We start from the raw sequence: 26,176 nt of genomic DNA on the forward strand, positions 1-26,176 counted from the left end.
GATCCCGCATTCATCTGCGACATCCGTGTCATCTGTGGACGTATCCCGGCGAGCCTGCGGGCCCTCCCCCATCATCCCCGGATCACTCCAGAACCCCACCGCGGACTACTTTCGCAAGACCCTCCCCGGACCATCCCGGGCAGGGGACCCGTGACGCATGGCTGAGAAGATCGACCTGGAGGCATCCAAGAACGAGGACAAGAACAAGCTCGCCGTCGGCGACCTCAATGCCCGTCTGAAGCAGATCCACCTCGGCGGCGGCGAGAAACGCATCGCCGACCACAAGGCCAAGGGAAAGATGACCGCCCGCGAGCGCATCGAAGCCCTGCTGGATCCCAAGAGCCCCCGCATCGAGATCGGTGCCTTCGCAGCCGATGGCATGTACAAGGAACACGGCGGTGCGCCCTGTGCCGGTGTGGTGGTGGTGATCGGCACCGTGAGCAAGCGCCAGTGCATTGTGGTGGCCAACGACGCCACCGTGAAGGCCGGCGCATGGTTCCCCATGACGGGCAAGAAGAACCTGCGCGCGCAGGAGATCGCCATCGAGAACCGCCTGCCCATCATCTACCTGGTGGACAGCGCGGGCGTGTACCTGCCCATGCAGGACGAGATCTTCCCCGACAACGAGCACTTCGCCCGGATTTTTCGCAACAACGCGGTGATGAGCTCCATGGGCGTCACGCAGATCGCCGCCATCATGGGCAGCTGCGTGGCGGGCGGCGCCTACCTGCCCATCATGAGCGATGAGGCGCTGATCGTGGAGAAGACCGGCAGCATCTTCCTCGCCGGCAGCTACCTGGTGAAGGCCGCCATCGGCGAGGACATCGACAACGAGACGCTCGGCGGCGCCACCACCCACAGCGAGATCAGCGGCGTCACCGACTACAAGTGCAAGGACGATGCGGATTGCCTGAAGAAGATCCGCGCCATCGTGGACAAGCTCGGCAAGCCCAAGGACGCCGGCTTCAGCCGCGAGAAGGCCGCCGCGCCGAAGGCCGACCCGAAAGAGATCTACGGCCTGATCCCCACCGAGCGCGCCAAGCCCTACGACATGCGCGAAGTGATCGCGCGGCTGGTGGACGACAGCGAGTACACCGAATACAAGGAGGGCTACGGCCAGAGCATCATCACCGCCTACGCCCGCATCGATGGCTGGGCCGTGGGCATCGTGGCCAACCAGCGCAAAGTGGTGAAGAGCAAAAAGGGCGAGATGCAGTTCGGCGGCGTCATCTACAGCGACAGCGCCGACAAGGCCACACGCTTCATCGCCAACTGCAACCAGAAGAACATTCCGCTGGTCTTTCTGCAGGACGTCACCGGCTTCATGGTCGGCAGCCGCAGCGAGCACGGCGGCATCATCAAGGACGGCGCGAAACTGGTGAACGCTGTGGCCAACAGCGTGGTGCCCAAGTTCACCATCATCATCGGCAACAGCTACGGCGCCGGCAACTACGCCATGTGCGGCAAGGCCTACGACCCACGCCTTATCGTGGGCTGGCCCAGCGCCCAGGTGGCCGTGATGGGCGGCGAGCAGGCCAGCAAGGTGATGCTCCAGATCGAAGTGGCCGCGCTGAAAGGCAAGGGCGAGACCATCACCCCCGAGAAGGAAGCCGAACTGCTCAATCGGATCCGCAGCAAGTACGAGGAGACCATCAGCCCGTACTACGCGGCAGGCAGCTTGTGGCTGGATGCGGTGATCGATCCGCTGGATACGCGGACGTGGATCTCGATGGGTATTGAGGCTGCTAGCCAGGCACCGGCGACGAGGGAGTTCAATATGGGGGTCTTGCAGACGTAGAGTGTTTGGGCGTGCCCCCTCGCAAAGCCTCGGGGTCCGGCCATCCGCTATACTCCTCGCTCGTTCCTCGCTGCGGGGTGCCGCTGCTGTCCGTCACGCGAAATGCAGATCCGTCACGTTTCCAATATCACATCCTGAATCGTCTCTGCGCAGCGTTCCCATTCGACCACCTTTGAACCATGAACGCGACATCGCACTTGGACCGTTGGGGTACTGCCGGTCTCTTCCTTACCGCAATTCTTTCGCCATGCTGTTTCCCATTGTTCGCGGTCGCGGCTTCTGCATTCGGCCTTGGCACCTTTGAATTGTTCGGCGGTTGGACGATGTGGATCTTCCAAACCATGGTGCTCGTCTCCATCGCAGGACTCGTTCTCTCCTATCGCAAACACTGGTGCATCTATCCGCTCTTGGTCGCCATACCAAGTGGTCTGCTGATCTTCTACGGTTACCACTTCGCTATGGACCCGACATACTTCTTCTATGCGGGAATGCTCGGCCTGCTTGGTGCCACGGGTTGGAACTATTACAGGAACAAACTGCATGGGTCGTGCGAAACGTGCGGGACCTACAACGGCAAGACCGTTGATCTGGCTACCAGGTTGACATGTCCGAACTGCGGGCACAGGAAACATGAACTGATGCCAACCGACGCTTGCGTTTACTTCTACGAATGCGAGAAATGCAAGACCGTCCTGAAACCGAAACAGGGTGACTGCTGTGTCTATTGCAGTTATGGAACGGTGAAATGTCCACCGATCCAGTCTGGTGAGAAATGCTGCTGACCACATGCGTCGCCCGATCCGCGTCAGATCCGAGGTCCTCCGCCATCGTCCTGATCTGCCGTGCCATGCCGTGATTCCTGCATCCGCTATAAGTGGGTGGTGCATCAACGGCACCACGATCGTAGAGGTGCAAATCGATCGTCATGGACCCTTTCGCAGAAGCCTGAAGCGATGGGATCAGGACCGCTGGTTCCTGGATCTACCGAAAACCATCCTTGTCCAAACCGGGCTCAAGGAAGGCAGCTTGATCACACTGATACTTCGATCGGCCGACACTAGCGAACCAGCAGAGCTACGTTCCCGCCTTCGGTCTGATGCCGTTGCCAGAGTATGCTGGAACAGGTTGTCGCAAGCGCGCAAACGCACCATCGTAGAGCATATCAGAGCTGGCAGATCATCCAGCACACGTGAGCGGCGCGTGGCGAGCATATTCCGATCAATGGGTCATTGAAGCCCTTCGTATTCCGAACAGACACCGGCCGTCGCAAACCCGCGTTGGCCGATGATCATCGGCCCGCCCCGTCACCGAACCGGTCGCGTAGCCAATTCATCGGGTTGTCGCGGTTGGGGCCGATCATGTGTTTCATCCCGCCAACGGGGATCGGCCCGCATCGTTACCTTTTGTTGAATCTGTCGCCTGTCCATTTCCGTGGATTGTCGCGGATATACCGGGCAATGCGTTCGTGTTCCCCGTCATCGCGGATCACGCGGTCCCAATAATTGCGTTGCCATACGGGCGTGCCGTGTGGAAACAATCCATCGCGGTACGCCATGCGCGTAACCGCAGTCACGCCTTCACATGGTCCTTCAAGAACTCACCTGGAGTCACGATCCTCGTCCGTCCGTACTTCTTCAGCACCAGCAGATCCTCGTCACCGGTGACCAACAGATCCGCCTTCGCGGCCTTGGCCAGCGCGAGCAAGAAATCATCCTTTGCATCGCGACAAATGGGGATCACCCTGGGTTCGCGCTTCAAGACCAGCGCCACGCGGCCCAAGCGTTCGATGTTCTCCTCGGCACGAGGAAGCGTGAAGTACTTCCGCATCTTCGATCGGCGCGTCACTTCGGCGAGTTCAGCCAATGCCCGTGTAGAGAAGCAGAGTTGGAAGCGTTCCGCAACGAGCAAGACATCCAGTTCGCGTAGCCGCTTGCCGATCAGCCAACTGATCAGAACGTTGGTATCAACGACGAGCCTTTGGCGAGCGCGCTGCATGCATCTCGGTCCTTACCTCTTCCACCATGCGGGTGATCTCGCTGTCCTTCAGCGTCACCTTGCCCCAGACCTTGTGCAGCCAGGTGATGTCGTCCTTCACCTCCTGCTGCCGGATAGCCTTCATGAAGGCACGCTTGTCAGCAGCGGACAGCTTGCTGACACGTGCCAAGATCTTATCCACGGCCTGGCTTTGGTTCCCTTTGGTGTCGAAGGTCATGCTACGATCGTTGGTTGCTCAAATATAAGGCGGCGATCAAGCCTCATCTTTTCTTCCCACTTAGACATACCGCAGGTCCGGTTCGATATACTCCATGTAATGCGGCTTCACGGCCTTGCGCATCACCAGATCCACCTTGCGAGCGACAATGCGCTCAAGATCCTGTTCAAGATCGAAGAACTGCATCCCGATCGGTCGCTCCACTTCGATCATGATGTCAACATCACTATCCGGCCGGAAGTCATCGCGCGTGGCCGACCCGAACACGGCCATGCTCTTCAGCCCGTACTTGGCAAAGAGGCGCGCACGTTCCCCGCGCAGCAAGGATAAGATGTCGGCGAGGGTGCCCATGGTTCCACAAATATCGGAATCACCGGCTGGATCACTCCCCTTCCCATTTGATGGCCCGACCCCTTCGTTACTTTCATCCACTCCAATGTTGCGCCTCGCCCATTTCCTTTCCGTCCTCGCCTGCACCCTTTCGCTGCGCAGCGTACATGCGCAACAGCTCGTAACACCTTACACCGATCGGGTGGACCGCTTCGTGGCGCACATCGCTGACAGCCTGAGCATCGTGGGGCTTTCGGTGGGCATTGTGCAGCACGGCGAAGTGGTGCTGGCCAATGGCTACGGTTCCATCTCACAAGCGAACACCCATCCTGTGGATGCGCACACGGCATTCCTCAGCTGCTCCATCACCAAGCTGTTCACCGCCACCGCCGTGATGCAGTTGGTGGAGCAGGGCCGCCTGCGGATCAGTGATCGCGTGGTGGATGTGCTGCCGGAATTCAAGTTGCACGACAAGCGCTACGGCGCGATCACGGTGGAGCACCTGCTCACGCATTCATCGGGACTGCCGTGGGACCATAAGCTGCCCAACTGCCCGCAGGACAGCACGGCGCTGGAGGTACTGGTGCGCAGCATGGCGAATGGCGTGAAGCTGAAGTTCGGCCCCGGGAGCCGCTTCGATGGCGGGACCTACAGCAACGCCGGGTACAACCTGCTGGGCCGGATCGTGGAACAGGTGAGCGGCCTTTCCTACGAGCGCTACGTGCATGCACATGTCCTGCGCAAGGTGCCGATGCCCGATGCCGCGTTCGATACCGCGTCCTACCGTGCAGGAGCTTGGGCGCGAGGCATGGAAGTGGACGGTGATACGCGCGCCATCCAGCGTTTCAATCTGTACGGCGTGGAAGACCCGAAGCAGCCGATCATCAATGGGCAACCTCTGTCGTTACGCGAACGGCGCCCGCACATCGCGTACGAGCAAAGCCCTTGTGGCGGGCTATGGACCAGCGCCGCGGACCTGAGCAATTGGCTGGCGCACGTGCAACGCATCGCGCAGGACAGCTTGGAAGGCCCCAGCGCGCCCGTGCTGCAACGCAACACCCTGCTGGAGATGTGGCGCACGCAGCGCAGCATCATGGGCAAGCGCACGGCCATCGGCCTAGGCTGGTGGAACTACGACGACCCCGAACTGGGCCGCTATGTTTTCCATGTGGGACGCGAGCCGGGCTACAGCAGCATTATGCTCTTGTGGCCGGAGCGCGAGTTGGGCGTGGTGGTGGTGTGCAACGGCATGTACGCCGATGATGCGGTTTGGAACGTGCTGGGGCCGGGCATCGGCAGGATCGTGATGGGGCTGTGAGGCAGGCCAATGGCGGGGTCGGTGGTTGGGCAGGTGGTCGGTTTCCCGAATATCGGGATCATCGGTTGAACCGGTCCCCTTTCCAATTGGCGGGATTATCGCGGATATACCGCGCTATGCGTTCGTGTTCGGCATCACCACGAATTCCCCGACATCCACATGCGGCATGTGTTCCGGTATCGCATCCCAGCACCGTTGCGCCAATCCACCGATCGGTGATGGATGCGTCACACCATCCGTGATCCGACCGAACAGGTGCGACCCGTCCTGTGTGCAGGACCTGTCCCGCCCTGCGGGATGGTCAGGTAATACGCGCCCACGCTGGCGTGATCGTATCCCTGCCATCGGATGGTGGCACGTTCCGGCAATTCGCGGGGCATGAACGAATATCGGGATCATCGATCGTACGGGTCCCCTTTCCTATTCGCGGAGTTGCCCTCCATACCTTCACACCATGCTCACCCCTCCCCGTCTGCGCATCTTGATCATCGCGTTGATCGTGGTGATCATGGTCTGTTGCATGGCTTCGGCGATCCTCGGCCTGCGTACGGGCCATCCTGCGCGGGCGGCATCCACCTTCTTCGCAGGTCTGGCGTTCTCTATCCTCTTCTGGTCGCGCTTGCCGAAAAAGGCCGGTTGAACCGGTCCCCTTTCCAATTCATCGGGTTGTCGCGGATGTATTGCGCAATGCGGTCATGTGATGCCGCGTCGCGGATGATGGTTTCGTATTACCCGTGTTGCCAGATCGGGGTGCCCGGGGCCGCTTGGGCTCCACCTGTGATGACCCCATCCGTGGGTTGTGGTGGCAGCGGCAACGGGATGAGTTCCGCTCAGGCAAGCCAGCGCATCCGAACACGGATCTCCAACGGCTCGCTCGAGATCATCATGCCCGATGGCTTGTGTGCCCGGGAGTTCCGGATCAGGGACGCGACGGGCAAGCTGGTCAGCAACTCCGCACGGCTCACATCGACCGGCGCAGTGATCGATCTGAACGGCTTGACCTCCGGGCTATATGCGGTGGAGGTCGTTTCAGGAAGCACACACCGTGTCGAGCGCTTCATCTATTCCGCTTCTCGATGAGGCTGTGGGCGGATGCGGTGATCAACACGCTGGATGCGCGGGGAGCCGGTCCCAGCCCATGACGAGCTGCCCAACGGGTGCGGATGTCCTCGGACCTGTGTACCTCACCGGTTCTCTGGTGGCACAATCGATCCTCCGTGGAGCATCCCTTGGGTAGGTTCACCGTCTATCCTTCACCCACCCCCTTCCAATGACCGCTCACCTACCGCTCATCGGCTCACACTTGGTCAGTTCCGCGCTGCTGGCCACATACCTATGTGCGTGCGCACCGATCCACGGGCAGGACATGTTCTACGCCCACTACGCCACGACCGGTCCACAAACGGGGGGGCATATCACACCGAGCCCGGACAATGGCTTCTACGGCGTCACCTCCAACAGCATGCTCGATCGGATCTACTGCTACAAGATCGACGCACAAGCTGACCTGGTCTGGTTCAAGGAGATCAGTATCCCTGTGCTTTCGGTCCCCACGGCCATCGCCACGCTGAGCGATTCCTCATTCGCCTTCCTGGTCGCGCAGTTCGGTGCCGACCCCTCGGTGGTCTTCAAGGTCTCTGCCACGGGCGATCTCCAATGGTCGATCACGCTCTACAACCCGGACGGGTGGAATTTCCATGACCTGGCCCCGACCACCGATGGGGGCATGCTCCTCACCGGAAGCGGTTGTGCGGATGCGGACATGATCCTCCACCTCAGCCCGCAGGGCCACATCCTCTCTCAACATGGTCATGCCTCGTGGAACTCGGCCTACTCGCGACCGAACGCGCGGAAGATCATCCATGATGGGAACGACCAATACTCCTATCTGGGCCATGCGTATCAGCCAGGCAGCGGGTATCGGCCGCTGATCTACTGCCGGTCGGACAGCGCAGGGAACGTGTACAGCTACCTGGAGATCCACTTCCCCTACGGAATCTCCTCCAGCGTGCCTTGGGGAGAGACCCTGGTCCGCTCCGCCAGCGGAGGGCACTACCTCACCACCATGGTGGATGACACCGCGATGAACCATGTGGTGCTCTGCTACCTGAACGCTCAGGACCAGCTGGAATGGTTCAAGGAGATCGCGACCCCCGATCTGCGCATGACCGCCGATGCCTTGGTCCCCACGGCGGATGGTGGATGCGTATTGATGGGCGGCACCGTGGTGAACATCACCCCATACCTGTACCACACGTACGCCATCAAGTTCAACGAACAAGGGGACCTGCTGTGGTCGAAGAAGTTCGGGGACGTGAATGTGCCCTTCTGGGACCGCCTGGGCATACAGAACGTGGTGCCCGCGGGGCCTGATGCCTTCATGACGGTGCCGGTCCGTTGGTCCCAATTCGACTTCTGCAGGGTGGATACCGCGTTCAACGGCTATTGCTACGAGCAGTCCTTCCTTCCCCTGGTCACCGGTGTGGACCCCACGGTGATCCCCTACCCGATCACGCCGACCACCATCCTTTTCATCGAGGACACGATCATGACCGCGGTGGTGCCGAACAGCTACCCGCGGAGCAACCTTTGCGCAGCGTACACCGGGATCGAGGAGGCCGAAGCGGACCTGCCCCTGACCCTGGCGCCGAACCCGGCCTCGGACCACGTCCAGCTGTCCATACCGCTCGATCGGCCACAACCTGTGGAGGTCAGTGTGACGACTTCACTCGGCGCGGTGTGCTTCACCCGCCAGGTAGCGCCATCACCGGGTAGCCCGATGGTCATCCCCACACGGGATCTGCCCGCAGGTGCCTACATCGTGGCCGTGCGCGCGCCGGACCTGCACCGAAGGGCCAGGTTGATCGTGCAGCATTGACCGTGCGACCGTCGAAGGCACTTCTCGGTGTTCCTTGTCACGCTCGCCTGTGGCGAGCCAGGCTCCTGCGACGCGGGAGTATAATGTGGGGGTGTGGCAGACGTGATGAAGTGGCTCAGGCGCATCGTTGTAGCATTGCCATTGGCAGCACTCGCTCTGCTCTTCCTTGCCGTCATTGCTGGCGCGGTCGTCTTCCTGTTCATGTTTGACTAAGGTTTGGACGTGCCCCCTCGCAAAGCCTCGGGGTCCGGCCATCCGCTGTACTCCTCGCTCGTTCCTCGCTGCGGGGTGCCGCTCCTGTCCGTCACGCGTGGTACGGATCATCGGTTCATGACTTACATTCGATGCGCGATGGATCGGATGATCGTTTGGTTGTTCGCGATCGTGGTGCCTTGCACCCAGACCGCAGCACAGACATACATCCCATTCTTCGGAGACACCACGCGGTCGTGGACGTCGACCATTTCCGGTTCCGCCGAGGGTGATTGTCTCGATACGTGGGTGACCACACACTGGATCGATGGGGACACCGCGTTCGACGGCACGACCTACACCAGGGTCCGATCACGTGAACGCCATTACGTGTCACCCCTGATGGACTGGTGCCAATCAGTCACCGAGTATCCGGGCCCGGATACTCATGTCAGGGAGGTGGGCCATGCGGTTTTCGCACGTTCGGACTGGTCAACGGAATCACTGATCTATGATCTGGACGCCGTGGTGGGCGATACCATACCCTATCCGATCAATGCCTACGAAAATGGTTCCGGCTGGCATGCGATCGTGGTGCAGGTGGATTCGATCCTTGTCAATGGCACCTACCGCACCCGACAGACCGTGAGCGATGGTCCGAATGAAGGGGACACGGTCCGGGTGATCGAAGGTATCGGTGCAACAACTGCGCCGTTCGGATTCTTATCGCAACAGCTGGGACTATCCCATTTTGGCAGGCTCGACTGCGTCAGGGAGTCTGGCCAGGTGATCTTCGGAGATACATGGTGCGAACTGATCACAGGTATTGCACCAACTGTTGTCCGCCCACTATCGGCTCCTTATCCGAACCCTTCAACGAACCATTTGACCTTCGACGAAAGGTTTACGACTTACCAGATCATGGACGTCTACGGTCGAACCGTGATACAGGGGATTGGCCGCCATGCGGACGTATTGCGATTACCATCAGGTACGTACCTGGTCCGTGGTTGGGATAGACAAGGGACCATTGTCGGATCGTGGCCGATCGTGGTTCAACCCTGACCTGTGCAACATCACCGGTTGAACCGGTCCCCTTTCCTATTGGCGGGGTTGTCGCGCGTTCAGGCGGGGGATTACCGCTCATCATCACCAGTTCATACGGTCGTTCAACCAATTCGCCGGGTTGTCGGCGACATACTGCGCAATGCGGTCATGCGATGCCGGATCACGGATGATGGTTTCGTAATACCCGCGTTGCCAGATCGGCGTTCCCTGCCTATCGGCAGGCAGGCGCGCTGGCATCAACGCATCGCGCACGGCCTGCCGTGAAACGGCGGCCTTGAACGTTTGCATGATGTGGCCCAACGAATTACTGAGCCGGTGGTGAAGATCCGGTTTCATGCGGCATATCGAACATCGGGGTGACCGAAGTAGCTTTTGATGTGCTTGGGCTTCTTGGACACGCTTCGGTAATGGGCCAAGATGTTCTCAACGAGTTGCTCCTCGGTGCGCGGCGGCGGAGCGCTGGTCACGTTCTTCTTCAGGTCGGCATTGGCCACCTCCACGGGGTTGAGTTCGGGTGAGTAGCCCGGCATGAAGAACAGTTCGATGCGCTCCTTGTGCTTTTCCAGCCATGGGCGCAGGACTTTGGCATGATGCACCGGCAGGTTGTCCAGGATGAGGAACACCTTGCGCTTTGCCCCTTTGATCAAACGTGCGAGGAAATCCTGGAAGATCTCCGCATCAAGGGCGCCCTTGAAGACCATCCACCGCATCTGGCCGCGATTGGTGATGGTGGAGATGATCGAACGGCCGAAGCGCTTGTTCAGCACACGCACCACCGGCGTCTTGCCACGCTTGGCGAAGCTCCGTCCACGCACATCATCATTGCGCAGGCCGGTCTCATCCCCCAATGGATGTCCGCGCCCTCCAATTCGGCCCTGCGCTCGATCGCCGGATAGACCTCTTCACGCCACTTGCGCACCAGTTCGGGCCGCTGTTCTGCTGCGCGGCGCATCGGCTTCTGTGCGCTGAAGCCCCAACGGCTCAAGTAGTCGGTCATCGTGCGTTCGGGCAGCACTACGCCGAAGCGTTCTTTGATCAACAGCGCGATGGCCTTGCGTGACCACAGCGCATAGGGCAACTTCAATTGATCGGGCATCTTGTCAGCGATCAGCCGAAGTGTCTGCTTCTGCTGCTCTTGCGTCAGGATCATGCCGCTGCCTTGCGGCCGCCCGCTGCGGCATACCTCAACGGCTCTCCATCCCCCGCGCTGATAGCGTTGCCAAGCATCATTGGCCGCCGTCAGCCCAAGGCTGCACAGCGCGGAAGACTCTTTCAGCCCGCAACCTTGCAAGCGGCAGCGCACCGCCTGCCGCAATCGTTCGTTCAGCGCCTCATCGCTGAGGCTTCGCGCATCTGTTCGCTTCATGTCAAGCTCGATCCACAGATCGTGCCGATCGACCGCTTCTTTGTCACCGTCTCAGTATTGACCATGATGGCGATCGGTGGTGAACTGTTCGCTCAGGATGGATGCGTTCGTCGCGTTCAGCTCGCGCAGTTCGATGTACTCGTCGGTGGTGCCTGAGAAATGCATGATCCAAAGGTCATGGTTTGAGGTGGGTTCTTCGACGCTGTAGGACCCGTCCATGGAATGCACCGTGCATCAAGGCAGGTGAGCATCAGTGAAGCGACATACGCGTTGGTGCAGGAGGCGCCAGCCCCCACATTCACCCCAGGTGGAAAAATACAGGCGAAGGGCAAAGGCGAAATGGTGATGTTCTTTGTCACTCGCGCCTGACATGCCCCGCGTTCATTCCGGGGCGACCAATACTCTCGAACCATGATGAAACAGTTGTCCTCAAGGCTGTTCCCGCTTCTGCTCCTATGCCTGCCCTTGGCGGGCATGGCGCAGATGGATGTCGATTCCCTGCTTGGATCGGCTCTGAAGGCAGAGCCCGACACCAACAAGGTGAAAACGCTGTTGCGCATCGGGGCAGAGCTCACCAACCAGGGCCGGTTCGAGGAAGCACGGGAGCACTTGGCGGATGCCTTGGACCTGTCACGGTCCCTGGAGCATGGCAATGGTGAATGCAAAGCACTGATCAGTATCGGCATCACCCACTTCTACCAAGGCAACAACCGCGAAGCGTTGGATGCATGGGAACTGGCGATGCCCATAGCGATGGAGCGCAAGGACGAGGTACAACAGAACATCCTGCGCACGAACATGGCCAACGTCCACCTCAGTACAGGCAACTACAACGAGGCTCAGCGGGCCTATTTCGAGGTGCTGAAGTGGGCCGAGGCCACACAGCGGAAATCGAACGCCGTGGATTGCCTGATGAATCTTGGTGTGCTCTACACCATGCAGGGCAAACTGGACGAGGCCATTCGCTATCAGCGCAGGGTACTCGATGAATACGGTGATGTGCTGACCCCGTTCCAGCAGGTCAATTGCCTGAGCAATCTGGGCCAGTTGCATCTCGACGCCCGGCACGTGGACGATGCTGAAAAGGCCTATGCGGAACTGCTTCCGCTGGCCGAGCAGAACGAACAGGCCAAGGGGGTCGCGCGGGCCTATGGTGGGCTGGGGAACGTTGCGATGGCCAGGAAGGATCGACCCGGTGCGAAAGAGCACCTTCAACGGGCCGCTGACCTGTATGCTGCGGCCGGGGCCCGTACGGATCAGGCCATCCTCTTGGAGAACCTTGCCAGCTTGTACCGCGAGGCGGTGGAAAATGAGGACGCGGCCTTCCTGGACCGGTACTTCCAAGGCAGCGCTTCCCTGGCCTTGTCCACCGCTCACGCCGCGATCGACACCGCGATCGGGATATTCAACGATGCGGGCGATCTCGGTCAATTGCGGAGCGCCTACCGCAGCATCGCCGAAGTGGAACGCGCACAAGGCGACTACAAGCAGGCCCTCTCGCATTTCCAACTCTACCAGGCCCTCAGTGACACCTTGTTGAACGCGGAGCGCGATAGGAAGCTCACCGAGACGGCCATGCAGTATGAATTCGACAAAAAGGAGGCCGCCACCCGGGCCGAGCAGGAGCAGAAAGACCTGCGCCAGCGGTTGGAAAGGAATGGCATCGCCGTTGGGCTCGCTGGAGCACTGCTCTTCCTAGGCGTGGTATGGCGCCAGCGCAACCGCATCAGCAAGGAAAAGAAGCGCAGTGAGGAACTCCTGCTGAACATCCTGCCGGAGGAAGTTGCCGAAGAACTCAAGGCGAAAGGCACGGCAGAGGCCGTGCACATCGATCAGGTCACCGTGCTCTTCACCGACTTCAAGGGCTTCACCGCGATGAGCGAAGTGGTGACGCCACAGGAATTGGTACGCGACCTCAACGAATGCTTCAGCGCGTTCGATCGCATCACGGAGAAGTACGGCATCGAGAAGATCAAGACCATCGGCGATGCCTACATGGCTGCCGGTGGATTGCCCACGCCGAACACCACGCACGCCACCGATGTGATCCAGGCCGCGTTGGAGATGCGCGACCTCATCGCGGAGGGCAAGGCGCGGAAGATCGCGGCAGGCCTCCCCTACTTCGAGGTCCGCATCGGCATCCACACCGGCCCCGTGGTCGCAGGCATCGTGGGCGTGAAGAAATTCCAGTACGACATCTGGGGCGATACGGTGAACACGGCGAGCCGCATGGAGAGCAGCGGGGAAGTGGGGCAGGTGAACATCAGCGAGGCGACGTATTCGCTGGTGAAGGACGTGAAGAAGGTGAATGGCGAATGGTTGATAGCGAATGAAGGCTACACCCATTCACCAACTCCTATTCACCATTCACCCGCATTCGTATTCACCCCGCGCGGCAAGGTGCCGGCGAAGGGCAAGGGGGAGATGGAGATGTACTTCGTTCGTCGACGCTCCGAAGGAGCGTAGGAGCACGTTGTGGCGCTGGCTCAGGGCTGACATGCCCTGGTCCAAATGAACCGAACGGACGACACGTTGTACCGCCTCGTGATGCGCCTGGTCCTCCCCTTCCTCCTGCTCTTCCTCGCACCCATCCTGCCTGCCACGGCCCAATGGTCTGCGGAATTGAACGCGGATGATCCGGTATCCCCCTTCCAACGCCTGGCAGGGCAGATGCAACAGAGCCCGGCCGATAGCGCGGACTTCGCGCGGTTCGGCGCGGCCATGGCGGGGACCACCCCGGACATCGGCCCGCTACCGGACCTTGGGGAATACCACCTGGTGTGGGAGGTGACCTGCGAGGGCGGCACCTGGCTGACGCGCGGCAACGGCACCGACCTGCCGACCTTCCTGAAGGACCCGCCCGAGAAGCGTTTCGGCGAGATCGTGTGCTGTCCGCACTTCTTTGGAGGGCGCTACGCGGTGGTGCACTGGGAGCCGCCCACGGGGCTGGTCCGCTTCCGGTACTGGTTCTTCGAGCGGGTGGAATGAGATACTGTGCACAACTATAGTTGCGCGCTTTCATCGGGCCGCCTCGTGCATCGCCTACCTTGCTCCCCTATCCGGCACCGCTTCCGGAACTCCGAAGACCTGTAGGTGGTCTTCAACAGAAGGCGAAACACGGGCGTAAGTCCTTCGCTGCTCATCTACGATCTCAGAGCGAGTCATTCAGGCGGCAGGCGATCGCGGGAACAAGGCATCCCCGACCCCCGGAAGTGATCCACGTTCGCGCCGCTGCCCCGGGCCCGGGAGCACCGGCCGTCCTCACCCCGCCCCACGAGCAGGGACCCTGGATCACCATGGCGGGAAGGGGACGCCAAGCGGACCGCACCGGTCGGCCGGCCGTTCAACGCACAACGACCATGGAACACGTGAAGACCGACACCCCGACCACACCCTTCAAGATCGCGATCGGCACTTGGGGCGACAAGAAGTTCAAGCTCAAGAACAAGTTCAGCCAGCTGAACGATGCCGACCTCCTGTTCGAGGAGGGCAAGGAGAGCGAGCTCACAGCGCGGCTCCAGACCAAGCTCAACAAGAGCGAAGCGGACGTTCAACAGCTGATCGCCGGGCTCTGAGCCCCCTGCGGCCACCCAGCCGATGACGGGAAGGGGCCTTGGCGGCATGGCGCCGTGGAGGCCCCGACCCGGCACGGCGACCACGGACCGCGAGACCCTACCCTCCATGAAGAAGACCGACCCGTCCGACCCGCTCGGCGCCGCCTCGCGCCGACACCTCAACGCGAACGCCACCGAGTGTGCACACCGCAACATCATCATCCGCGTGGACGCGCTGAACGCCGACCGTACCGTGGCGTTCTGCTCGGTGGAACAGCGCGAGCACGGGTTGCTGCGAAGGACCTACTCCCGATCCGAGCTGGTCTGGCGGGCGGAGCAGGCACTTGCGCCGATGATCGGCTCGGGGATCTTGCCGATGATCAACGTGCACATGGCCTCCGATCCCGGGGTGGCAGACACCCGGCGGGATCGACATTCGCCGTTCGCCTGGCTGCGGTGGGTCCGCGGATGGCTGGGCTATCCGGGGATCCAAGGTCGCCGGCGCGAAGACCCGGGCGCGGAGGACCCCTTCGGCCTGCACCGCGCTCTGCAACTGACCCGCTGATCCGTCCCTCATGCATCGCATCCTCCTCGTCTATTCCATCCTGTTGACCGCCAGCGTCGGCGGTCTGCTCCTCTATCGCTGGTGGCTCAACACGCAGGCCGCTGACGAACGCCCACCGCGCCCGCGGTAAGCAGGAGCTCGATCGGCATTATTCCATCCCGCCAGCACCGATCGCTGCGCGACCACCGTACCTTGTTCCCGTGCCCGGTGTCACTTGCCGGGTGTTCTGATGACGCTGTGGGCCAACACCAAGGGCCCGGCCCGTGCACGGCGACCAGCGGTCCTCCGATCGGCGATCCCGAAGTGGCGCAGCCCCATCGTGGTGGCAGCGCGAACCGTTCCACGGGAGGAGCACGATACCGCCCGCCAGGGCAGAACCACATGGACCATCATCGCCCCATCGCCATCGTCATCCCCTTGGAGACCTGGCCCGCCGAACGTTCCATCCTCATGGAGCGCTACGCCTTTCTGCATTCGCACGACCTCGACCTGGTGCCCGGCCGCGAGGATGAGCTGATCCAACGCCTGCAACGTCTGCTGTACATGGCGCGCCAGGCCGTGGTGGACCTGATCCACAACCGCTGACCATGGCCCGCGAGAAGATCCTGTTCCGGCCGGCGCAAGCCGATGCGGACTGCATCCGTGTGCGCCTGGACAGCCGCACCATCGTGTTGATCCGCAGCATGAAGAAGTTCGCCTATTGGAAGGAGCGCTACCCGGATGCGGTCGTGCTCGAGCCCGTAGTGCCCGAACAGAAATAACGCCAGCTTTGCGCCCACGTCCAGGGATCGCCTCGGATCATAGCGGCGGACCTTGGACGTACCATTTCCGCATCGTCCCCGAACCCGACCAGCTCAGCCTGATGCCCGCGCCAACACCCCCACCCCGCTACATCGGACCAGACCACGAGCGTGATTTCGGAGGCACGGTGCGCGCTCGCGTGCACGGCTTCTTCAAGGAGACGGGGCGGGGAACGAAAGCCGATGCGCGGCTGATCCCGAAGGTGGTGCTGCTGATGGCGCTGTTCCTCGGGCCGCTGGTGCTGATGCTGCTCGTCCCGATGTCAGCCTGGTCGGCGCTGCTGCTGGTGCTGGTGATGGGCGTGGGCATGGCCGGCGTGGGCATGAGCGTGATGCACGATGGCCTGCACGGCGCCAGTTCCACCCGGCGTTGGGTGAACGAGCTGCTGGGCGGCACCATGTACGTGCTGGGCAGCGATGCCTTCACCTGGAAGGTGCAGCACAACGGGGCGCACCACACGCACACCAACGTGGACGGCGTGGACCAGGACATCGACCCACCGGACCTGCTGCGCTTCAGTGAGCACGCTCCCCTGCGGCGCGTCCACCGGTTCCAGTACATCTACGCCTTCCTGTTCTACGGGCTGCTCACCCTGGTCAAACTGGGCAACGACTTCGTCTCCCTCCGGCGCGTGGCGCGCAGTGGCGATGCGCGGTACGCCGGTCGCAGCTATCCGGTGGACCTGGTGGTGATGGTGCTGGTGAAGCTCGTGCATGCGGGCGTGTTCATCGGCCTCCCGCTCTGGTTGACGGGCTTCACCTGGTGGCAGGTGCTCACGGGCTTCGTGCTGATGCACGTCACGTGCAGCGTGATCCTGGGCACGGTGTTCCAGCTGGCGCACGTGGTGGAGGGCGCGGAGCAACCCAAACCGGGGGACGACGGCGTGATCCCCACCGATTGGGCCGTGCACGAGCTGCTCACCACGGCCAACTTCGCCCCTTCGTGCCGGTGGCTCACGTGGTACACCGGCGGGCTCAACCATCAGGTGGAGCACCACCTGTTCCCCAGCGTGTCGCACCTGCACTATCCGGCGATCGCGCCGATCGTGCAGCGCACGGCCGCCGAATTCGGCATCCCCTACAACGTGAAACCCGATCTGGGGTCCGCGCTGGGCTCGCATGTGCGCCGGCTCCGGCAGCTGGGCGGCGTGGGTTGAACGGCCTCCCGCAGGCGGTCAGGGGAACGGGATGCCCCGTCCGCGCCTACCTTTCTCGACCCCACTGGACCCGGATGACCGACGCTCCTGTTCCACCGCTGAAGGATGGCGACCGCTGCCGAGTGATCGGCGGCACGCACAAGGGCAAGCACGGCATCGCGCGCGACCTGCACATCAGCACCAGCGGCCACCTCACCCTCACCGTGGTGCAGGCGGACGGTGTGCGCTTCAAGACCCTGGGGCGGAACGTGGTGCGCGTGGTGTGAAGGGCCACTTCAACGACAAAGCCCCGGCTCATCGCCGGGGCTTCGCTGTTAGTGCGCGAGGTGGGACCTCAGGCGCGGGTCACGTTGACCGCGTTGGGGCCTTTGGGGCTCTGCTCCACATCGAAGGTGACCTTGTCGCCTTCGCGGATGGGCTCGCGGGTCCCGGTCTTATGCACGAAGAGGTCCTTGCCACCCTCATCCGGGGTGATGAAACCGAACCCTTTCTCCGTGTTGAAGAACTTCACTGTACCACTTGACATGTACTTACTGGTAATGTGCCCACCCTTCGGCGAGCGTGTTGATCCCCGGCAAAACCACCGGGGCATTGATGCGGCAAAGGTCGGCAATTCCACGTCCCACCCGACGATCGGAGGGAAATAAAGGTCGGCAGGCTCGGAAGGAACGCCCCTGCGGCCGGTCAATGCACCACGAATCGCGTGTGGAGCAGCGTCCCATCCCCCCGCAGCAGCAGCGTGTACACGCCCGGGACCCATCCGGCGACCGCCAACGCTCCGCGATCGCGCAGAGGTCCCGTATGCACCAATGCACCAAGGGCATCGGTGCACTCCACGGTCCAGTCGCCACGCGGAGCCTGCACGTGCACCTGCTCCGTGGCAGGCACCGGGAACACATGGAGGCCGCGCTCACCTTCAGGTTCGGCGATGCCGATGGTGCCCGGTGTCACGCAAACGGGGATCAACGCACCGGAAGTCGACCGTTGGCTCCACAGCATCGTGCGCGGCTGGCCGCAGATGGGATCGGTGAAGGATGGCGTGGTGGCGAAAGCAAGTGCCACGAAACAGTAGGTGCTGTCCTCGTGGAACGGCTGCCCGGTGAACGCGCTCACCACGAAGTCGAGCTGTGGAAAGAGGTCCGTGTTGTGCAGCGTGACCGGCCCCACAAAGCAGCTGTCCGTTCCCAGGATGAACAGGGCGGTCGCCGCCTCAACGGTATCCACCTTGTCCATCAGTGCGAGCACGTGCGCACGCTGCAGATCGGACACGACCAAGGCGAGGCTGTCGTCCGCATCAGCGGGGCTGCGCAGCTCCATGATCAGGTAACCCTGGAAGCGCCATGCCGGATCGGGGGTGGGATCCACCGGAACGAAGGCCTCCACATAGCTGCCGTTGATGTTGTTGGAACCGCGCGGGTCGGTGAGCGTGAACGAGAGGGCCGTACCGGAACGCCCGACGATCGGATCGGGAGCGTCGGGTCCCTGGATCGATTGGGCCGGGCAGGCTGCTGAGGCCAGGAGGACGGCGATGATGAGGGTGGTACGCATGGGGATCGGCTCAGGTAGGTCGAACCTGGAACGGTCCAAGGGGCCACGCCTCACCCTTCCTCGTTCGGGACCCGCCCTTCCTGTGATGGACCATGACCTGGTTGTGCGATCGCGGCCCTTGAAGTGCCAACACAGCACTGGACCGAACGCTATGATGCACTAACGTCTCTGTCCTCTTCCCCGCGTTCCCGGATCGGCCCCGTGCTGGAGGCTATCGTGCGTGGGAAAGAGTGCAGGCGAAGGGCAAGGGCGAGATGGAGATGTACTTCGTGTCCAGTGGCTGAGAGCGGAGACATTCGTGCATTGCCAGTACATTCACGGGCACCCTCTTCACCATGCATCCGAAGCGACCACTGTCGTCCAACCTATTGCGCGCGATGCTATCTGTGATGGGCAGCGCATTGTTGCTTCAGCAATGCACCTCCGCACAGGCCCAGATGAACACCGACTCATTGTTCAGCGTATGGGAGGACGCCACACGACCCGACACCATTCGACTCACCGCATTGAACGCGTTCATTCAATCGCGCTTCCTCAATACCGACCCTGACAGCACCCTGCATTACAGCGGTATGTTGTACGACACGGCGACGAAGAAGGGGATGAAGAGGCAGGTGGCCTCAGCGCTCATCCTGCAAGGCCGGGGCTACGTGGGGAGAAGCGAATTGCCGAAGGCGGTGGAGTGCTTCCGCTCCGCCTTTGAGATGTACGATAGTATTGGCGATCGCAAGGGCGCCTCCATTGCGTTGAACAACCTCGCACTTACCGAATCGGACCTCGGTGATGCCCCCCGTGCCATCGAGCATATGACACGCAGCCTGGGTCTTTCCGAAGAGATCAACGACAGTTCCATGATGGCCCGCACCCTTGGCAATATCGGGGTCATCTATGCCGGGCAGCAGGACACGGCGAACGCCATGGACTATTATCAACGGCGCTTGATCATAGCGAAAGCACTGGGCCAGAAGGACATCCTGGCGGAGGTGTTGATGAACATGGCTATCATACAGAGCGAAGGGAAACGGTACGAGGGGGCATTGGCTCTCTATGAACGCAGCATTGCGGTATCCCGCGAGATCGCCTATCCGCGTAACGAGGTGCTCTGCTTGTTCGGTTTATCCTACTTGCGCTTCCATCAAGGCGATCTACCGGGAGCCCTGGCCCATGACCTCGACGCATTGGAACTGGCCCAGAAGATCGGTGACCGTAGTTTGGAAGGGGATGGCTTCTCGGCCGTCGCCAGCGACTATCAGGCGATGGGGGACATGGAACAAGCTCTTGCTTACGGCCAGCGCGCCATGGCACTGGCACGGGAAGGGTGGAACGCCTACAACATCCGGAACGCTGCGCAGGTCCTTTACGAGGTGCAGAAGGCACGGGGCAAGGTCGAGGAAGCACTCGCCATGCACGAGTTATACATCACCATGCGAGACAGCATCGTGAACGATGAGAACGCGCAGGCGATCATGAGCCAGCGTTTCAAATACGACTACGAGAAGAAGGAGGCTCTGCTGCAAGCCGAGCAGGAGAAGAAGGACGCCGTGGCCGCTGAAGCCCTGCGCCGCAAGAACGTTCAGCGCAACGCCTTCATCGGTGGCTTTGGGCTCATGATCCTGCTGGCTGGTGTCTTCTTCACCCAGCGTAACCGGATCAGCAAGGAGAAGGCGCGAAGTGAAGAGCTGCTGCTGAACATCCTGCCGGAGGAAGTCGCGGAAGAGCTCAAGGCCAAGGGTTCCGCCGAGGCCGTGCACATCGATCAGGTCACCGTGCTCTTCACGGACTTCAAGGGCTTCACCGCGATGAGCGAAACGCTGAGCCCTCAGGAGCTCGTTCGCGACCTGAACGAATGCTTCAGCGCCTTCGACCGCATCACCGAGAAGTACGGCATCGAGAAGATCAAGACCATCGGCGATGCTTACATGGCGGCCGGCGGATTGCCCACGCCGAATACCACGCACGCCACCGATGCGATCAAAGCGGCCTTCGAAATGCGGGACTTCATCGCCGAAGGCAAGGCAAGAAAGGTCGCGGGCGGCCTTCCCTACTTCGAGATCCGCATCGGTGTGCACACGGGTCCGGTCGTAGCCGGCATTGTAGGCGTGAAGAAATTCCAGTACGACATCTGGGGCGATACGGTGAACACGGCAAGCCGCATGGAGAGCAGCGGCGAGGTGGGACAGGTGAACATCAGCGAGGCGACGTATGCTCTGGTTAAGGACGCGACCGGTCTAAGCTTCACTCCTCGCGGAAAAGTCCAGGCGAAGGGTAAGGGCGAGATGGAGATGTACTTTGTCCGCCAAGGCACCGAAGAGGTGTAGGTGAACTGCGCACGGGCCACCGGTCGGACCATCGTCCATGCGATATCTCTGTATGCGCTTAGTGGAGCAATAAGTCCAACACCGAAGCGTGGCCAGGCCTGTGAACGACGGATCGCCCCGAGCGCTGTTCGATCAACGCACCCGCATCTTCTCCAGCCCCTTCAGATCCACGTCCGCCAGGCGTTTGAAGTAGAGGCAGCCCTTGCCGGTGCTGCACTTTCCCAGTCTCTTCAGCTGCGCTTCCGCTTCATCCAGACCGCTGAACATGTACACCGTCATGCTGGCTTTGCGCGGGCTGAATCCGGTGAGCATCCACGCCCCTTCCCGACCGGTCTCGTACGTGTAGGCGTACTTCCTGAAGCCCACGATGCTCGGCCCCCACATCTTCGGGTCCTCACCTGTGACCTTCTTCATCAGGGTGACGATCGCTCGGCAATCGGCCGCCACTTCCTCGGTTCGCTTGTCGATGAAGGCGTCCACGCTGCCGGTGGTCGCGGTGGTCTTCAGGGCTGCTTTGGCCATGGTCAAGCTTGGTCCTGCGAAGATGGATCACCGAAGCTTCGTTATTTCGGTCCATGTCCGTATCGAAGAAGCCCGGTGCGCGGAGAACAACCACCAAGAAGCCAGCGGCCAAGGTCAAGCTCCTTTCCGGCGGCAACCCCCAGATCCCCAAAGGCGAGGGCGACGCACCCGTGCAGGCGTACATCGACGCGATGCCGGGGTGGAAGCGCGCGGTGGGTGAGCACCTGGATGCGTTGATCGAGCGGCACGTGCCGAAACTGCGGAAGGCGGTGAAGTGGAACTCGCCCTTCTACGGGGTCGAAGGCCGGGGCTGGTTCCTCTCCACGCACTGCTTCACCCAGTTCGTGCGTCTCACCTGGTTCCAGGGTCGGTCGCTGAAGCCAATCCCTCCCGGCCCCAGCAAGGACAAGAACGCGCGCTACCTGGACATCCGTGAGCACGACGAGATCGATGAGGACCAACTGGTCGCTTGGATCAAGCAGGCCTCCGCGCTGCCCGGATGGGTGAGCCACGCGCAGGACGCGGCGACCAGCGCCCCCAACCCCAAGGTGGAGTGGTTCTTCGCGAAGGACGGCAAATGGAAGGCCTGTTTCGCCGCGCTGCGTGAGCTGGCCTTGCAGGGCGGCCTCACCGAGGAACTGAAATGGGGCCACCCGTGCTACACGCTTAAGGGCAAGAACGTCTTCCTGATGCACGGATTCAACGACTACTGTGCGCTGCTCTTCCACAAGGGTGCGTTGTTGAAGGACGACCACGGGATCCTGGTCCAACAGACGGCCCACGTGCAGAGCGCACGGCAGATCCGGTTCACCGGCCTGAAGGAGATCAAGGACCTGGTACCGGTGATCCGCTGCTACATGGAACAGGCCATCGCCGTAGAACAAGCTGGGGGGAAGGTGCCGCTGAGGACGACCGCCGAGTTCGACATGCCTGCGGAGTTCGCCAGGGCCCTGAAGCAGATGCCCGCGCTGAAGAAGGCGTTCAACGCGCTTACGCCGGGACGGCAACGCGGCTACCTGCTCTTCTTCGGCGGTGCCAAGCAGAGCGCCACGCGCGAGGCCCGCATCGCCAAGCATGTGGATCGCATCCTGGCCGACAAAGGGCTCAATGATTGACATGTTGTCCGGCGGCTTGCGCTTCTCCCATGTGGTCGAACTGCTCGACTTCCTTCCGCACGACGAGCGCATGCTGACCGAACAGCTGCGCGAGCTGGTGATCGGCGAGGCCCCGGAACTGACTGAGCGCATCAGCTTCAACGTGCCGTTCTACAAAGGGCATCGCGATGTCTGCTTCCTGTGGCCGGCCTCGGTGCTGTGGGGGAAAAGGAAGACCTACGAAGGTGTCCGGTTCGGGCTGACCTACGGCGCGCTGGTGCCCGGCTGCGAACCCTACCTGCAACGGGGTGCGCGCAAGCAGGTGCTTTGGCGGGACCTCAGCAGGATGACCACGACGGATGACCGCAGCATCCGGCAGTTGCTTCGCGCGGCGCTGGTCGTGGACCGTGAGCGCGCCGGAGGCCTGCGTTGAGGCCCCCGAGCGGTGCGGACCGGATGGCCGGCCCACGGGGTCGACGGTGACGGCCGCCCCCCCTGATCGTTCACATCGGGCACCGGTCCCCGATGATGAGGAAACACCCCGACGCATGAACCGCTCCACCACCCTGCTGATCGGCTGCACGACCCTCTTCTTCGCCTGTAGTGAAGGCCCTGGCACGGACCAGGACGCGGACGGGTCGGGCTCATCCATGAGCGCACTGGAAGCGCGCGTGGCCGCGCTCACCGGGAACCCGATGGCGGCCGAGCAGCCCGACGGGTACGACGTGGAGGACCCCGCCGGCGCCCCGAGCGGAAGCACCTCCGGTGCGACGCGCACCTACACGCTGAACGGCACGGCCTTCAACATGCCGCTCGCCCAGCTCGAGCTGCCGGCGCACTGGCAGGTGCGGGGCATGGAGACCGGGAACTGGACCGTGACCGGTCCGGTGAAGGTGCAGCAGGGATCGCCGATGAACTTCAGCTATGCTGGTGGGCAGCTGGGCCGCTTCAACCAGGCCAACAACGTGCCGATGCGCGCGCCGATCACGCCCGATCAGGTGGTGATGCAGGACCTGGTGCCATACTTCCGCCAGCAGGGGTATGAACTCATCGGCCACCGCTCCCTGCCGGAGGTTGCGCGGGTGAACCAACGCTTCATGGACAACCTGTACTCCGTGGGGCAGGCGCAGCGCATCTGCCAGGCCGACCTGAGCGAGTGGCGCCGCGGCGACGACCGCCTGGCGGTGGTGATGAGCTGGTTCAGCATCGCCGGCAACGAGCTGGTGAACTGGGGCTACAACACCACGGCGCTGCAAGCCCCGTCCGGCCGGTACGAAGCGGAGCGCGATGGCCTGCTGAACGGCTTCGCCAGTGTGCGCTACAACCCGGCCTACTTCGCGGCCTACGCGCAAAGCGAACAGCAGAAGGAGCAGCAGAGCTGGTCCGCGCACAACGCCCGGATGCGCAGCAGGCAGGCCGCCTTCGATGCGCAGCAGGCCGCACACCGCGACCGGGTGAACTCCGTGAACGACGCCATCATGGGCACCTGGAACAACACCAGCGCCACCATGGACCGCATGCACGAGGCCACCATCGACGGGATCCGGGGCGAGCAGAACGCGTGGAACCCCAACACCGGTGCGATGGGCAAGGTGGAGTCCGGCTACCAGAACTACTGGGTGAACAGCGACGGGCAGTACTTCGGGACCAACGACGTCAACTACGACCCCAACGCGAACGGGCAGTGGGTGGGCCAGTGGCAGCAGATGTCCACCGAGCCCTGAGCGGGACGCGGACCGCCTGAGGGGCCGCTGCGAAGGTTCTGGGAATGACCGTGGGCTCCCGACCTTCGCCGCATGCCCGACGCACGATCGACCGTCATCGCGAAGTCCACCCTCGGCTTCCTGGCGGACCTGGACGCGCACAACGAGAAGAGCTGGTTCGAGGCGAACAAAGGGCGCTACGCCGCAGCGCACGCCAACATGGTGGCCTTCGCCGACGTGCTGCTGGACCGCATGCGGGCGCACGACAAGCTGAGCACACCCAGCGGCGCGAAGAGCCTGATGCGCATCCACACGGACCAGCGCTTCCACAAGGGTCGCCCGCCGTACGCCCCGCGCTTCGGCGGCCGGTTGGTGCGCGTGAAGCCGGGGTTGCGCGGCGGCTATTTCTTCCGCATCCAGCCGGGCGGCCGCTCGCACGTCACCTGCGGCTTCATGGGTCCTGAACCCGATGACCTGCGGCTGATCCGGCAGGACATCGCCTACGACCACGACACCTGGAGAAGGATCTTGCGGGGTCGGAACCTGCGCACCCAGCTGGGCGAACTCTTCGGGGAGGAACTGGCCACCGTACCGCGCGGCTTTGCCAAGGACCATCCGTTGGCCGACCTGTTGCGGAAGAAGCAGTTCCTCCTGCGTCGCCCCTTCAGCGATACCGAGGTCCTCGCACCGGGCTTTCTGGACGAGGTGGTGAAGACCTACCGGGCGGTACGGCCCTGGTTCGACCACATGACCGAGGTGCTCACCACCGACGCCAACGGCGCGTGAATCCGAACGACCCGCCGATGGACCCCCGCGCCGAAGCCCTGATCCGCGAGCTGGACCTACGCCCCCATCCCGAGGGAGGCCACTACCGCGAACTCCATCGCTCCCCGCTCCTCGTGGACCCACAGGATGGTCGCAGTGCGCGTGCTGCGCTCACCACCATCTACTTCCTGTTGCCGGCATCGGAGGTCAGCCGCTGGCACCGCGTCACCAGCGATGAGGTGTGGCACCACCTGGAAGGCGCATCGCTGGAACTGCTGGAGAGCGACCCGGAGCTCCATCACGTGGAGCGGTGCGGGCTCGGTCCCTTGAGGGACGGGGTTGAGCCCGGAAGTGGTGGTGCCACCGGGACATTGGCAGGCGGCCCGCAGCACCGGAGCCTTCACGCTGGTGGCCTGCGTGGTGGGCCCGGGCTTCGACTTCGCGGACTTCGTGATGCTGCGCGATCGGCAGGAGGTCGCCCGGCAGCTTCGGCAGCGTCAACCTGGTCACCTCGACCTGCTCTGAACCGGCCGTTCAGGCCTTGCGCACGTAGATGCTCTTGAGGCCCATGGCCCCGAAGCCCTCGATCTTGCAATCGATGTCGTGCCCGGCGTTGGCGCCACCGTCCACCAACCGGATGCCCTTCACCTTGGTGCCCGCCTTCACCGGCTTGGGCATGCCTTTCACGGGCAGGTCCTTGATCACCACCACATCATCGCCATCCTGAAGCACGGTGCCGTTCGCATCCTTGATCACCGGACCGGCGTTGGCCGCGGCCACCTCCTCGGGGTTCCACTCATGGCCGCACTCGCCGCACATCCACGAGGAGCCGGTAGGGTACGTGATGGCGGAGCGGCACTCGGGACAGGGATGGTTCTCGGACATGATGGCGCGAAGGTACCCGGTCGGTGGGTGGCGTGCCGCACGCCTTGAACGCGCGCTTCAGCGCTTGCCGAGGAGCTCGCGCAGCAGGTAGCCCAGCACCGCC

29 protein-coding genes and 2 pseudogenes are annotated in these 26,176 nt (G+C 62.3%); 22 read left to right on the top strand and 9 right to left on the bottom strand.

Features of this window, described 5'->3' with window-relative positions:
* Positions 1-169: 169 nt before the first annotated feature.
* The 3 genes from IPJ87_07525 (at position 170) to IPJ87_07535 (ending at position 3,031) form a co-directional block, all read left to right on the top strand.
* Positions 170-1,798 (top strand): acyl-CoA carboxylase subunit beta, encoded by a 1,629-nt coding sequence (locus IPJ87_07525; GenBank protein ID MBK7941710.1) that lies wholly within the window; start codon positions 170-172, stop codon positions 1,796-1,798.
* Between the two features lie 179 nt (positions 1,799-1,977).
* Entirely contained in the window at positions 1,978-2,580 is a 603-nt protein-coding gene (locus IPJ87_07530; protein ID MBK7941711.1) for a MerC domain-containing protein, read from the top strand.
* A gap of 4 nt (positions 2,581-2,584) precedes the next feature.
* Positions 2,585-3,031, top strand: a complete 447-nt coding sequence (locus IPJ87_07535) for a YdeI/OmpD-associated family protein (protein MBK7941712.1) — start codon at positions 2,585-2,587, stop codon at positions 3,029-3,031.
* 336 nt (positions 3,032-3,367) lie between these two features.
* Here the strand turns inward: IPJ87_07535 and IPJ87_07540 are convergent, their stop codons facing one another.
* The 3 genes from IPJ87_07540 to IPJ87_07550 are packed head-to-tail and all read right to left on the bottom strand — an operon-like array spanning position 3,368 to position 4,361.
* Positions 3,368-3,793 (bottom strand): putative toxin-antitoxin system toxin component, PIN family, encoded by a 426-nt coding sequence (locus IPJ87_07540; protein ID MBK7941713.1) that lies wholly within the window; start codon positions 3,791-3,793, stop codon positions 3,368-3,370.
* Entirely contained in the window at positions 3,762-4,010 is a 249-nt protein-coding gene (locus IPJ87_07545; protein ID MBK7941714.1) for a hypothetical protein, read from the bottom strand. Before IPJ87_07545 ends, IPJ87_07540 begins: the two co-directional genes overlap by 32 nt.
* A 60-nt stretch (positions 4,011-4,070) precedes the next feature.
* Complete coding sequence (locus IPJ87_07550) at positions 4,071-4,361, bottom strand: nucleotidyltransferase domain-containing protein (GenBank protein ID MBK7941715.1); 291 nt, start codon at positions 4,359-4,361, stop codon at positions 4,071-4,073.
* Between the two features lie 85 nt (positions 4,362-4,446).
* On the opposite strand from IPJ87_07550, the gene IPJ87_07555 reads away from it, so the two are divergent.
* The 5 genes from IPJ87_07555 (at position 4,447) to IPJ87_07575 (ending at position 9,793) form a co-directional block, all read left to right on the top strand.
* Positions 4,447-5,658: a beta-lactamase family protein gene (locus tag IPJ87_07555; GenBank protein ID MBK7941716.1), complete on the top strand. Its 1,212-nt coding sequence runs from the start codon at positions 4,447-4,449 to the stop codon at positions 5,656-5,658.
* 454 nt (positions 5,659-6,112) lie between these two features.
* On the top strand, positions 6,113-6,298 hold the full coding sequence (locus IPJ87_07560) for a hypothetical protein (protein ID MBK7941717.1): 186 nt from the start codon (positions 6,113-6,115) through the stop codon (positions 6,296-6,298).
* Between the two features lie 140 nt (positions 6,299-6,438).
* Positions 6,439-6,738: a T9SS type A sorting domain-containing protein gene (locus tag IPJ87_07565; GenBank protein MBK7941718.1), complete on the top strand. Its 300-nt coding sequence runs from the start codon at positions 6,439-6,441 to the stop codon at positions 6,736-6,738.
* A gap of 190 nt (positions 6,739-6,928) precedes the next feature.
* The gene (locus tag IPJ87_07570; protein MBK7941719.1) at positions 6,929-8,536 is read left to right on the top strand and encodes a hypothetical protein; all 1,608 of its coding nucleotides are present in this window, start codon (positions 6,929-6,931) and stop codon (positions 8,534-8,536) included.
* Between the two features lie 351 nt (positions 8,537-8,887).
* On the top strand, positions 8,888-9,793 hold the full coding sequence (locus tag IPJ87_07575) for a T9SS type A sorting domain-containing protein (GenBank protein ID MBK7941720.1): 906 nt from the start codon (positions 8,888-8,890) through the stop codon (positions 9,791-9,793).
* 84 nt (positions 9,794-9,877) lie between these two features.
* On the opposite strand, the gene IPJ87_07580 is transcribed toward IPJ87_07575, so the two are convergent.
* Both IPJ87_07580 and IPJ87_07585 read right to left on the bottom strand, forming a co-directional pair.
* On the bottom strand, positions 9,878-10,132 hold the full coding sequence (locus IPJ87_07580; protein MBK7941721.1) for a hypothetical protein: 255 nt from the start codon (positions 10,130-10,132) through the stop codon (positions 9,878-9,880).
* Positions 10,129-11,162, bottom strand: a pseudogene (locus IPJ87_07585) (IS630 family transposase). The gene IPJ87_07580 and the pseudogene IPJ87_07585 overlap by 4 nt, the downstream one beginning before the upstream one ends.
* A gap of 411 nt (positions 11,163-11,573) precedes the next feature.
* Here IPJ87_07585 and IPJ87_07590 point away from each other — a divergent pair.
* From IPJ87_07590 to IPJ87_07625, 8 genes are all read left to right on the top strand, one after another.
* A complete protein-coding gene (locus tag IPJ87_07590; protein MBK7941722.1) occupies positions 11,574-13,628 on the top strand; it encodes a tetratricopeptide repeat protein in 2,055 nt (684 codons plus the stop codon).
* 45 nt (positions 13,629-13,673) lie between these two features.
* Positions 13,674-14,150 carry a hypothetical protein gene (locus IPJ87_07595; GenBank protein MBK7941723.1) on the top strand — a complete coding sequence of 159 codons (477 nt, stop codon included), beginning with the start codon at positions 13,674-13,676 and terminating at the stop codon, positions 14,148-14,150.
* A gap of 413 nt (positions 14,151-14,563) precedes the next feature.
* Positions 14,564-14,737 (top strand): general stress protein CsbD, encoded by a 174-nt coding sequence (locus IPJ87_07600; protein MBK7941724.1) that lies wholly within the window; start codon positions 14,564-14,566, stop codon positions 14,735-14,737.
* Positions 14,738-14,843: 106 nt separating this feature from the next.
* Positions 14,844-15,281, top strand: coding sequence for a hypothetical protein (locus IPJ87_07605; protein MBK7941725.1), 438 nt, complete (start codon positions 14,844-14,846; stop codon positions 15,279-15,281).
* 381 nt (positions 15,282-15,662) lie between these two features.
* Complete coding sequence (locus IPJ87_07610; protein ID MBK7941726.1) at positions 15,663-15,866, top strand: hypothetical protein; 204 nt, start codon at positions 15,663-15,665, stop codon at positions 15,864-15,866.
* Positions 15,867-15,868: 2 nt separating this feature from the next.
* Complete coding sequence (locus IPJ87_07615) at positions 15,869-16,042, top strand: hypothetical protein (GenBank protein ID MBK7941727.1); 174 nt, start codon at positions 15,869-15,871, stop codon at positions 16,040-16,042.
* 101 nt (positions 16,043-16,143) lie between these two features.
* Entirely contained in the window at positions 16,144-17,238 is a 1,095-nt protein-coding gene (locus IPJ87_07620; GenBank protein ID MBK7941728.1) for an acyl-CoA desaturase, read from the top strand.
* Between the two features lie 74 nt (positions 17,239-17,312).
* Positions 17,313-17,504, top strand: a complete 192-nt coding sequence (locus IPJ87_07625) for an RNA-binding protein (GenBank protein MBK7941729.1) — start codon at positions 17,313-17,315, stop codon at positions 17,502-17,504.
* 68 nt (positions 17,505-17,572) lie between these two features.
* Here IPJ87_07625 and IPJ87_07630 read toward each other — a convergent pair whose 3' ends face one another.
* Both IPJ87_07630 and IPJ87_07635 read right to left on the bottom strand, forming a co-directional pair.
* On the bottom strand, positions 17,573-17,764 hold the full coding sequence (locus IPJ87_07630; protein ID MBK7941730.1) for a cold-shock protein: 192 nt from the start codon (positions 17,762-17,764) through the stop codon (positions 17,573-17,575).
* Between the two features lie 158 nt (positions 17,765-17,922).
* Positions 17,923-18,786: a hypothetical protein gene (locus IPJ87_07635; GenBank protein ID MBK7941731.1), complete on the bottom strand. Its 864-nt coding sequence runs from the start codon at positions 18,784-18,786 to the stop codon at positions 17,923-17,925.
* Between the two features lie 335 nt (positions 18,787-19,121).
* Here IPJ87_07635 and IPJ87_07640 point away from each other — a divergent pair, with 335 nt between their 5' ends.
* A complete protein-coding gene (locus IPJ87_07640; protein ID MBK7941732.1) occupies positions 19,122-21,104 on the top strand; it encodes a tetratricopeptide repeat protein in 1,983 nt (660 codons plus the stop codon).
* A 132-nt stretch (positions 21,105-21,236) separates the two neighbouring features.
* On the opposite strand, the gene IPJ87_07645 is transcribed toward IPJ87_07640, so the two are convergent.
* Positions 21,237-21,626: a DUF1801 domain-containing protein gene (locus IPJ87_07645; protein MBK7941733.1), complete on the bottom strand. Its 390-nt coding sequence runs from the start codon at positions 21,624-21,626 to the stop codon at positions 21,237-21,239.
* Between the two features lie 53 nt (positions 21,627-21,679).
* Here IPJ87_07645 and IPJ87_07650 point away from each other — a divergent pair, with 53 nt between their 5' ends.
* From IPJ87_07650 to IPJ87_07670, 5 genes and pseudogenes are all read left to right on the top strand, one after another.
* Complete coding sequence (locus IPJ87_07650; GenBank protein ID MBK7941734.1) at positions 21,680-22,741, top strand: DUF1801 domain-containing protein; 1,062 nt, start codon at positions 21,680-21,682, stop codon at positions 22,739-22,741.
* Entirely contained in the window at positions 22,701-23,153 is a 453-nt protein-coding gene (locus tag IPJ87_07655) for a DUF1801 domain-containing protein (protein ID MBK7941735.1), read from the top strand. The genes IPJ87_07650 and IPJ87_07655 overlap by 41 nt, the downstream gene beginning before the upstream one ends.
* Before the next feature lie 115 nt (positions 23,154-23,268).
* Entirely contained in the window at positions 23,269-24,444 is a 1,176-nt protein-coding gene (locus IPJ87_07660) for a hypothetical protein (GenBank protein ID MBK7941736.1), read from the top strand.
* Positions 24,445-24,516: 72 nt separating this feature from the next.
* Entirely contained in the window at positions 24,517-25,209 is a 693-nt protein-coding gene (locus tag IPJ87_07665) for a DUF2461 domain-containing protein (protein MBK7941737.1), read from the top strand.
* A gap of 17 nt (positions 25,210-25,226) precedes the next feature.
* Positions 25,227-25,713, top strand: a pseudogene (locus IPJ87_07670) (cupin domain-containing protein).
* A gap of 9 nt (positions 25,714-25,722) precedes the next feature.
* Here the strand turns inward: IPJ87_07670 and IPJ87_07675 are convergent.
* Positions 25,723-26,073 (bottom strand): alkylphosphonate utilization protein, encoded by a 351-nt coding sequence (locus IPJ87_07675; protein MBK7941738.1) that lies wholly within the window; start codon positions 26,071-26,073, stop codon positions 25,723-25,725.
* Positions 26,074-26,176: the final 103 nt, after the last annotated feature.

Source organism: Flavobacteriales bacterium, assembly GCA_016713875.1.
Taxonomy (GTDB): Bacteria; Bacteroidota; Bacteroidia; order Flavobacteriales_F; family PHOS-HE28; genus PHOS-HE28.

What these genes read in the sequence shown, in the direction of transcription:
- IPJ87_07555 (MBK7941716.1), top strand. Translation starts at nt 4,447, where the DNA reads ATGTTGCGCCTCGCCCATTTCCTTTCCGTCCTCGCCTGCACCCTTTCG.
- IPJ87_07560 (MBK7941717.1), top strand. Translation starts at nt 6,113, where the DNA reads ATGCTCACCCCTCCCCGTCTGCGCATCTTGATCATCGCGTTGATCGTG.
- IPJ87_07615 (MBK7941727.1), top strand. Translation starts at nt 15,869, where the DNA reads ATGGCCCGCGAGAAGATCCTGTTCCGGCCGGCGCAAGCCGATGCGGAC.
- IPJ87_07620 (MBK7941728.1), top strand. Translation starts at nt 16,144, where the DNA reads ATGCCCGCGCCAACACCCCCACCCCGCTACATCGGACCAGACCACGAG.
- IPJ87_07540 (MBK7941713.1), bottom strand. Translation starts at nt 3,793, where the DNA reads ATGCAGCGCGCTCGCCAAAGGCTCGTCGTTGATACCAACGTTCTGATC.
- IPJ87_07550 (MBK7941715.1), bottom strand. Translation starts at nt 4,361, where the DNA reads ATGGGCACCCTCGCCGACATCTTATCCTTGCTGCGCGGGGAACGTGCG.
- IPJ87_07645 (MBK7941733.1), bottom strand. Translation starts at nt 21,626, where the DNA reads ATGGCCAAAGCAGCCCTGAAGACCACCGCGACCACCGGCAGCGTGGAC.
- IPJ87_07595 (MBK7941723.1), top strand. Translation starts at nt 13,674, where the DNA reads ATGAACCGAACGGACGACACGTTGTACCGCCTCGTGATGCGCCTGGTC.
- IPJ87_07590 (MBK7941722.1), top strand. Translation starts at nt 11,574, where the DNA reads ATGATGAAACAGTTGTCCTCAAGGCTGTTCCCGCTTCTGCTCCTATGC.
- IPJ87_07580 (MBK7941721.1), bottom strand. Translation starts at nt 10,132, where the DNA reads ATGAAACCGGATCTTCACCACCGGCTCAGTAATTCGTTGGGCCACATC.
- IPJ87_07655 (MBK7941735.1), top strand. Translation starts at nt 22,701, where the DNA reads ATGTGGATCGCATCCTGGCCGACAAAGGGCTCAATGATTGACATGTTG.
- IPJ87_07535 (MBK7941712.1), top strand. Translation starts at nt 2,585, where the DNA reads ATGCGTCGCCCGATCCGCGTCAGATCCGAGGTCCTCCGCCATCGTCCT.
- IPJ87_07665 (MBK7941737.1), top strand. Translation starts at nt 24,517, where the DNA reads ATGCCCGACGCACGATCGACCGTCATCGCGAAGTCCACCCTCGGCTTC.
- IPJ87_07565 (MBK7941718.1), top strand. Translation starts at nt 6,439, where the DNA reads ATGACCCCATCCGTGGGTTGTGGTGGCAGCGGCAACGGGATGAGTTCC.
- IPJ87_07570 (MBK7941719.1), top strand. Translation starts at nt 6,929, where the DNA reads ATGACCGCTCACCTACCGCTCATCGGCTCACACTTGGTCAGTTCCGCG.
- IPJ87_07675 (MBK7941738.1), bottom strand. Translation starts at nt 26,073, where the DNA reads ATGTCCGAGAACCATCCCTGTCCCGAGTGCCGCTCCGCCATCACGTAC.
- IPJ87_07545 (MBK7941714.1), bottom strand. Translation starts at nt 4,010, where the DNA reads ATGACCTTCGACACCAAAGGGAACCAAAGCCAGGCCGTGGATAAGATC.
- IPJ87_07610 (MBK7941726.1), top strand. Translation starts at nt 15,663, where the DNA reads ATGGACCATCATCGCCCCATCGCCATCGTCATCCCCTTGGAGACCTGG.
- IPJ87_07650 (MBK7941734.1), top strand. Translation starts at nt 21,680, where the DNA reads ATGTCCGTATCGAAGAAGCCCGGTGCGCGGAGAACAACCACCAAGAAG.
- IPJ87_07575 (MBK7941720.1), top strand. Translation starts at nt 8,888, where the DNA reads ATGGATCGGATGATCGTTTGGTTGTTCGCGATCGTGGTGCCTTGCACC.
- IPJ87_07625 (MBK7941729.1), top strand. Translation starts at nt 17,313, where the DNA reads ATGACCGACGCTCCTGTTCCACCGCTGAAGGATGGCGACCGCTGCCGA.
- IPJ87_07635 (MBK7941731.1), bottom strand. Translation starts at nt 18,786, where the DNA reads ATGCGTACCACCCTCATCATCGCCGTCCTCCTGGCCTCAGCAGCCTGC.
- IPJ87_07605 (MBK7941725.1), top strand. Translation starts at nt 14,844, where the DNA reads ATGAAGAAGACCGACCCGTCCGACCCGCTCGGCGCCGCCTCGCGCCGA.
- IPJ87_07660 (MBK7941736.1), top strand. Translation starts at nt 23,269, where the DNA reads ATGAACCGCTCCACCACCCTGCTGATCGGCTGCACGACCCTCTTCTTC.
- IPJ87_07630 (MBK7941730.1), bottom strand. Translation starts at nt 17,764, where the DNA reads ATGTCAAGTGGTACAGTGAAGTTCTTCAACACGGAGAAAGGGTTCGGT.
- IPJ87_07530 (MBK7941711.1), top strand. Translation starts at nt 1,978, where the DNA reads ATGAACGCGACATCGCACTTGGACCGTTGGGGTACTGCCGGTCTCTTC.
- IPJ87_07640 (MBK7941732.1), top strand. Translation starts at nt 19,122, where the DNA reads ATGCATCCGAAGCGACCACTGTCGTCCAACCTATTGCGCGCGATGCTA.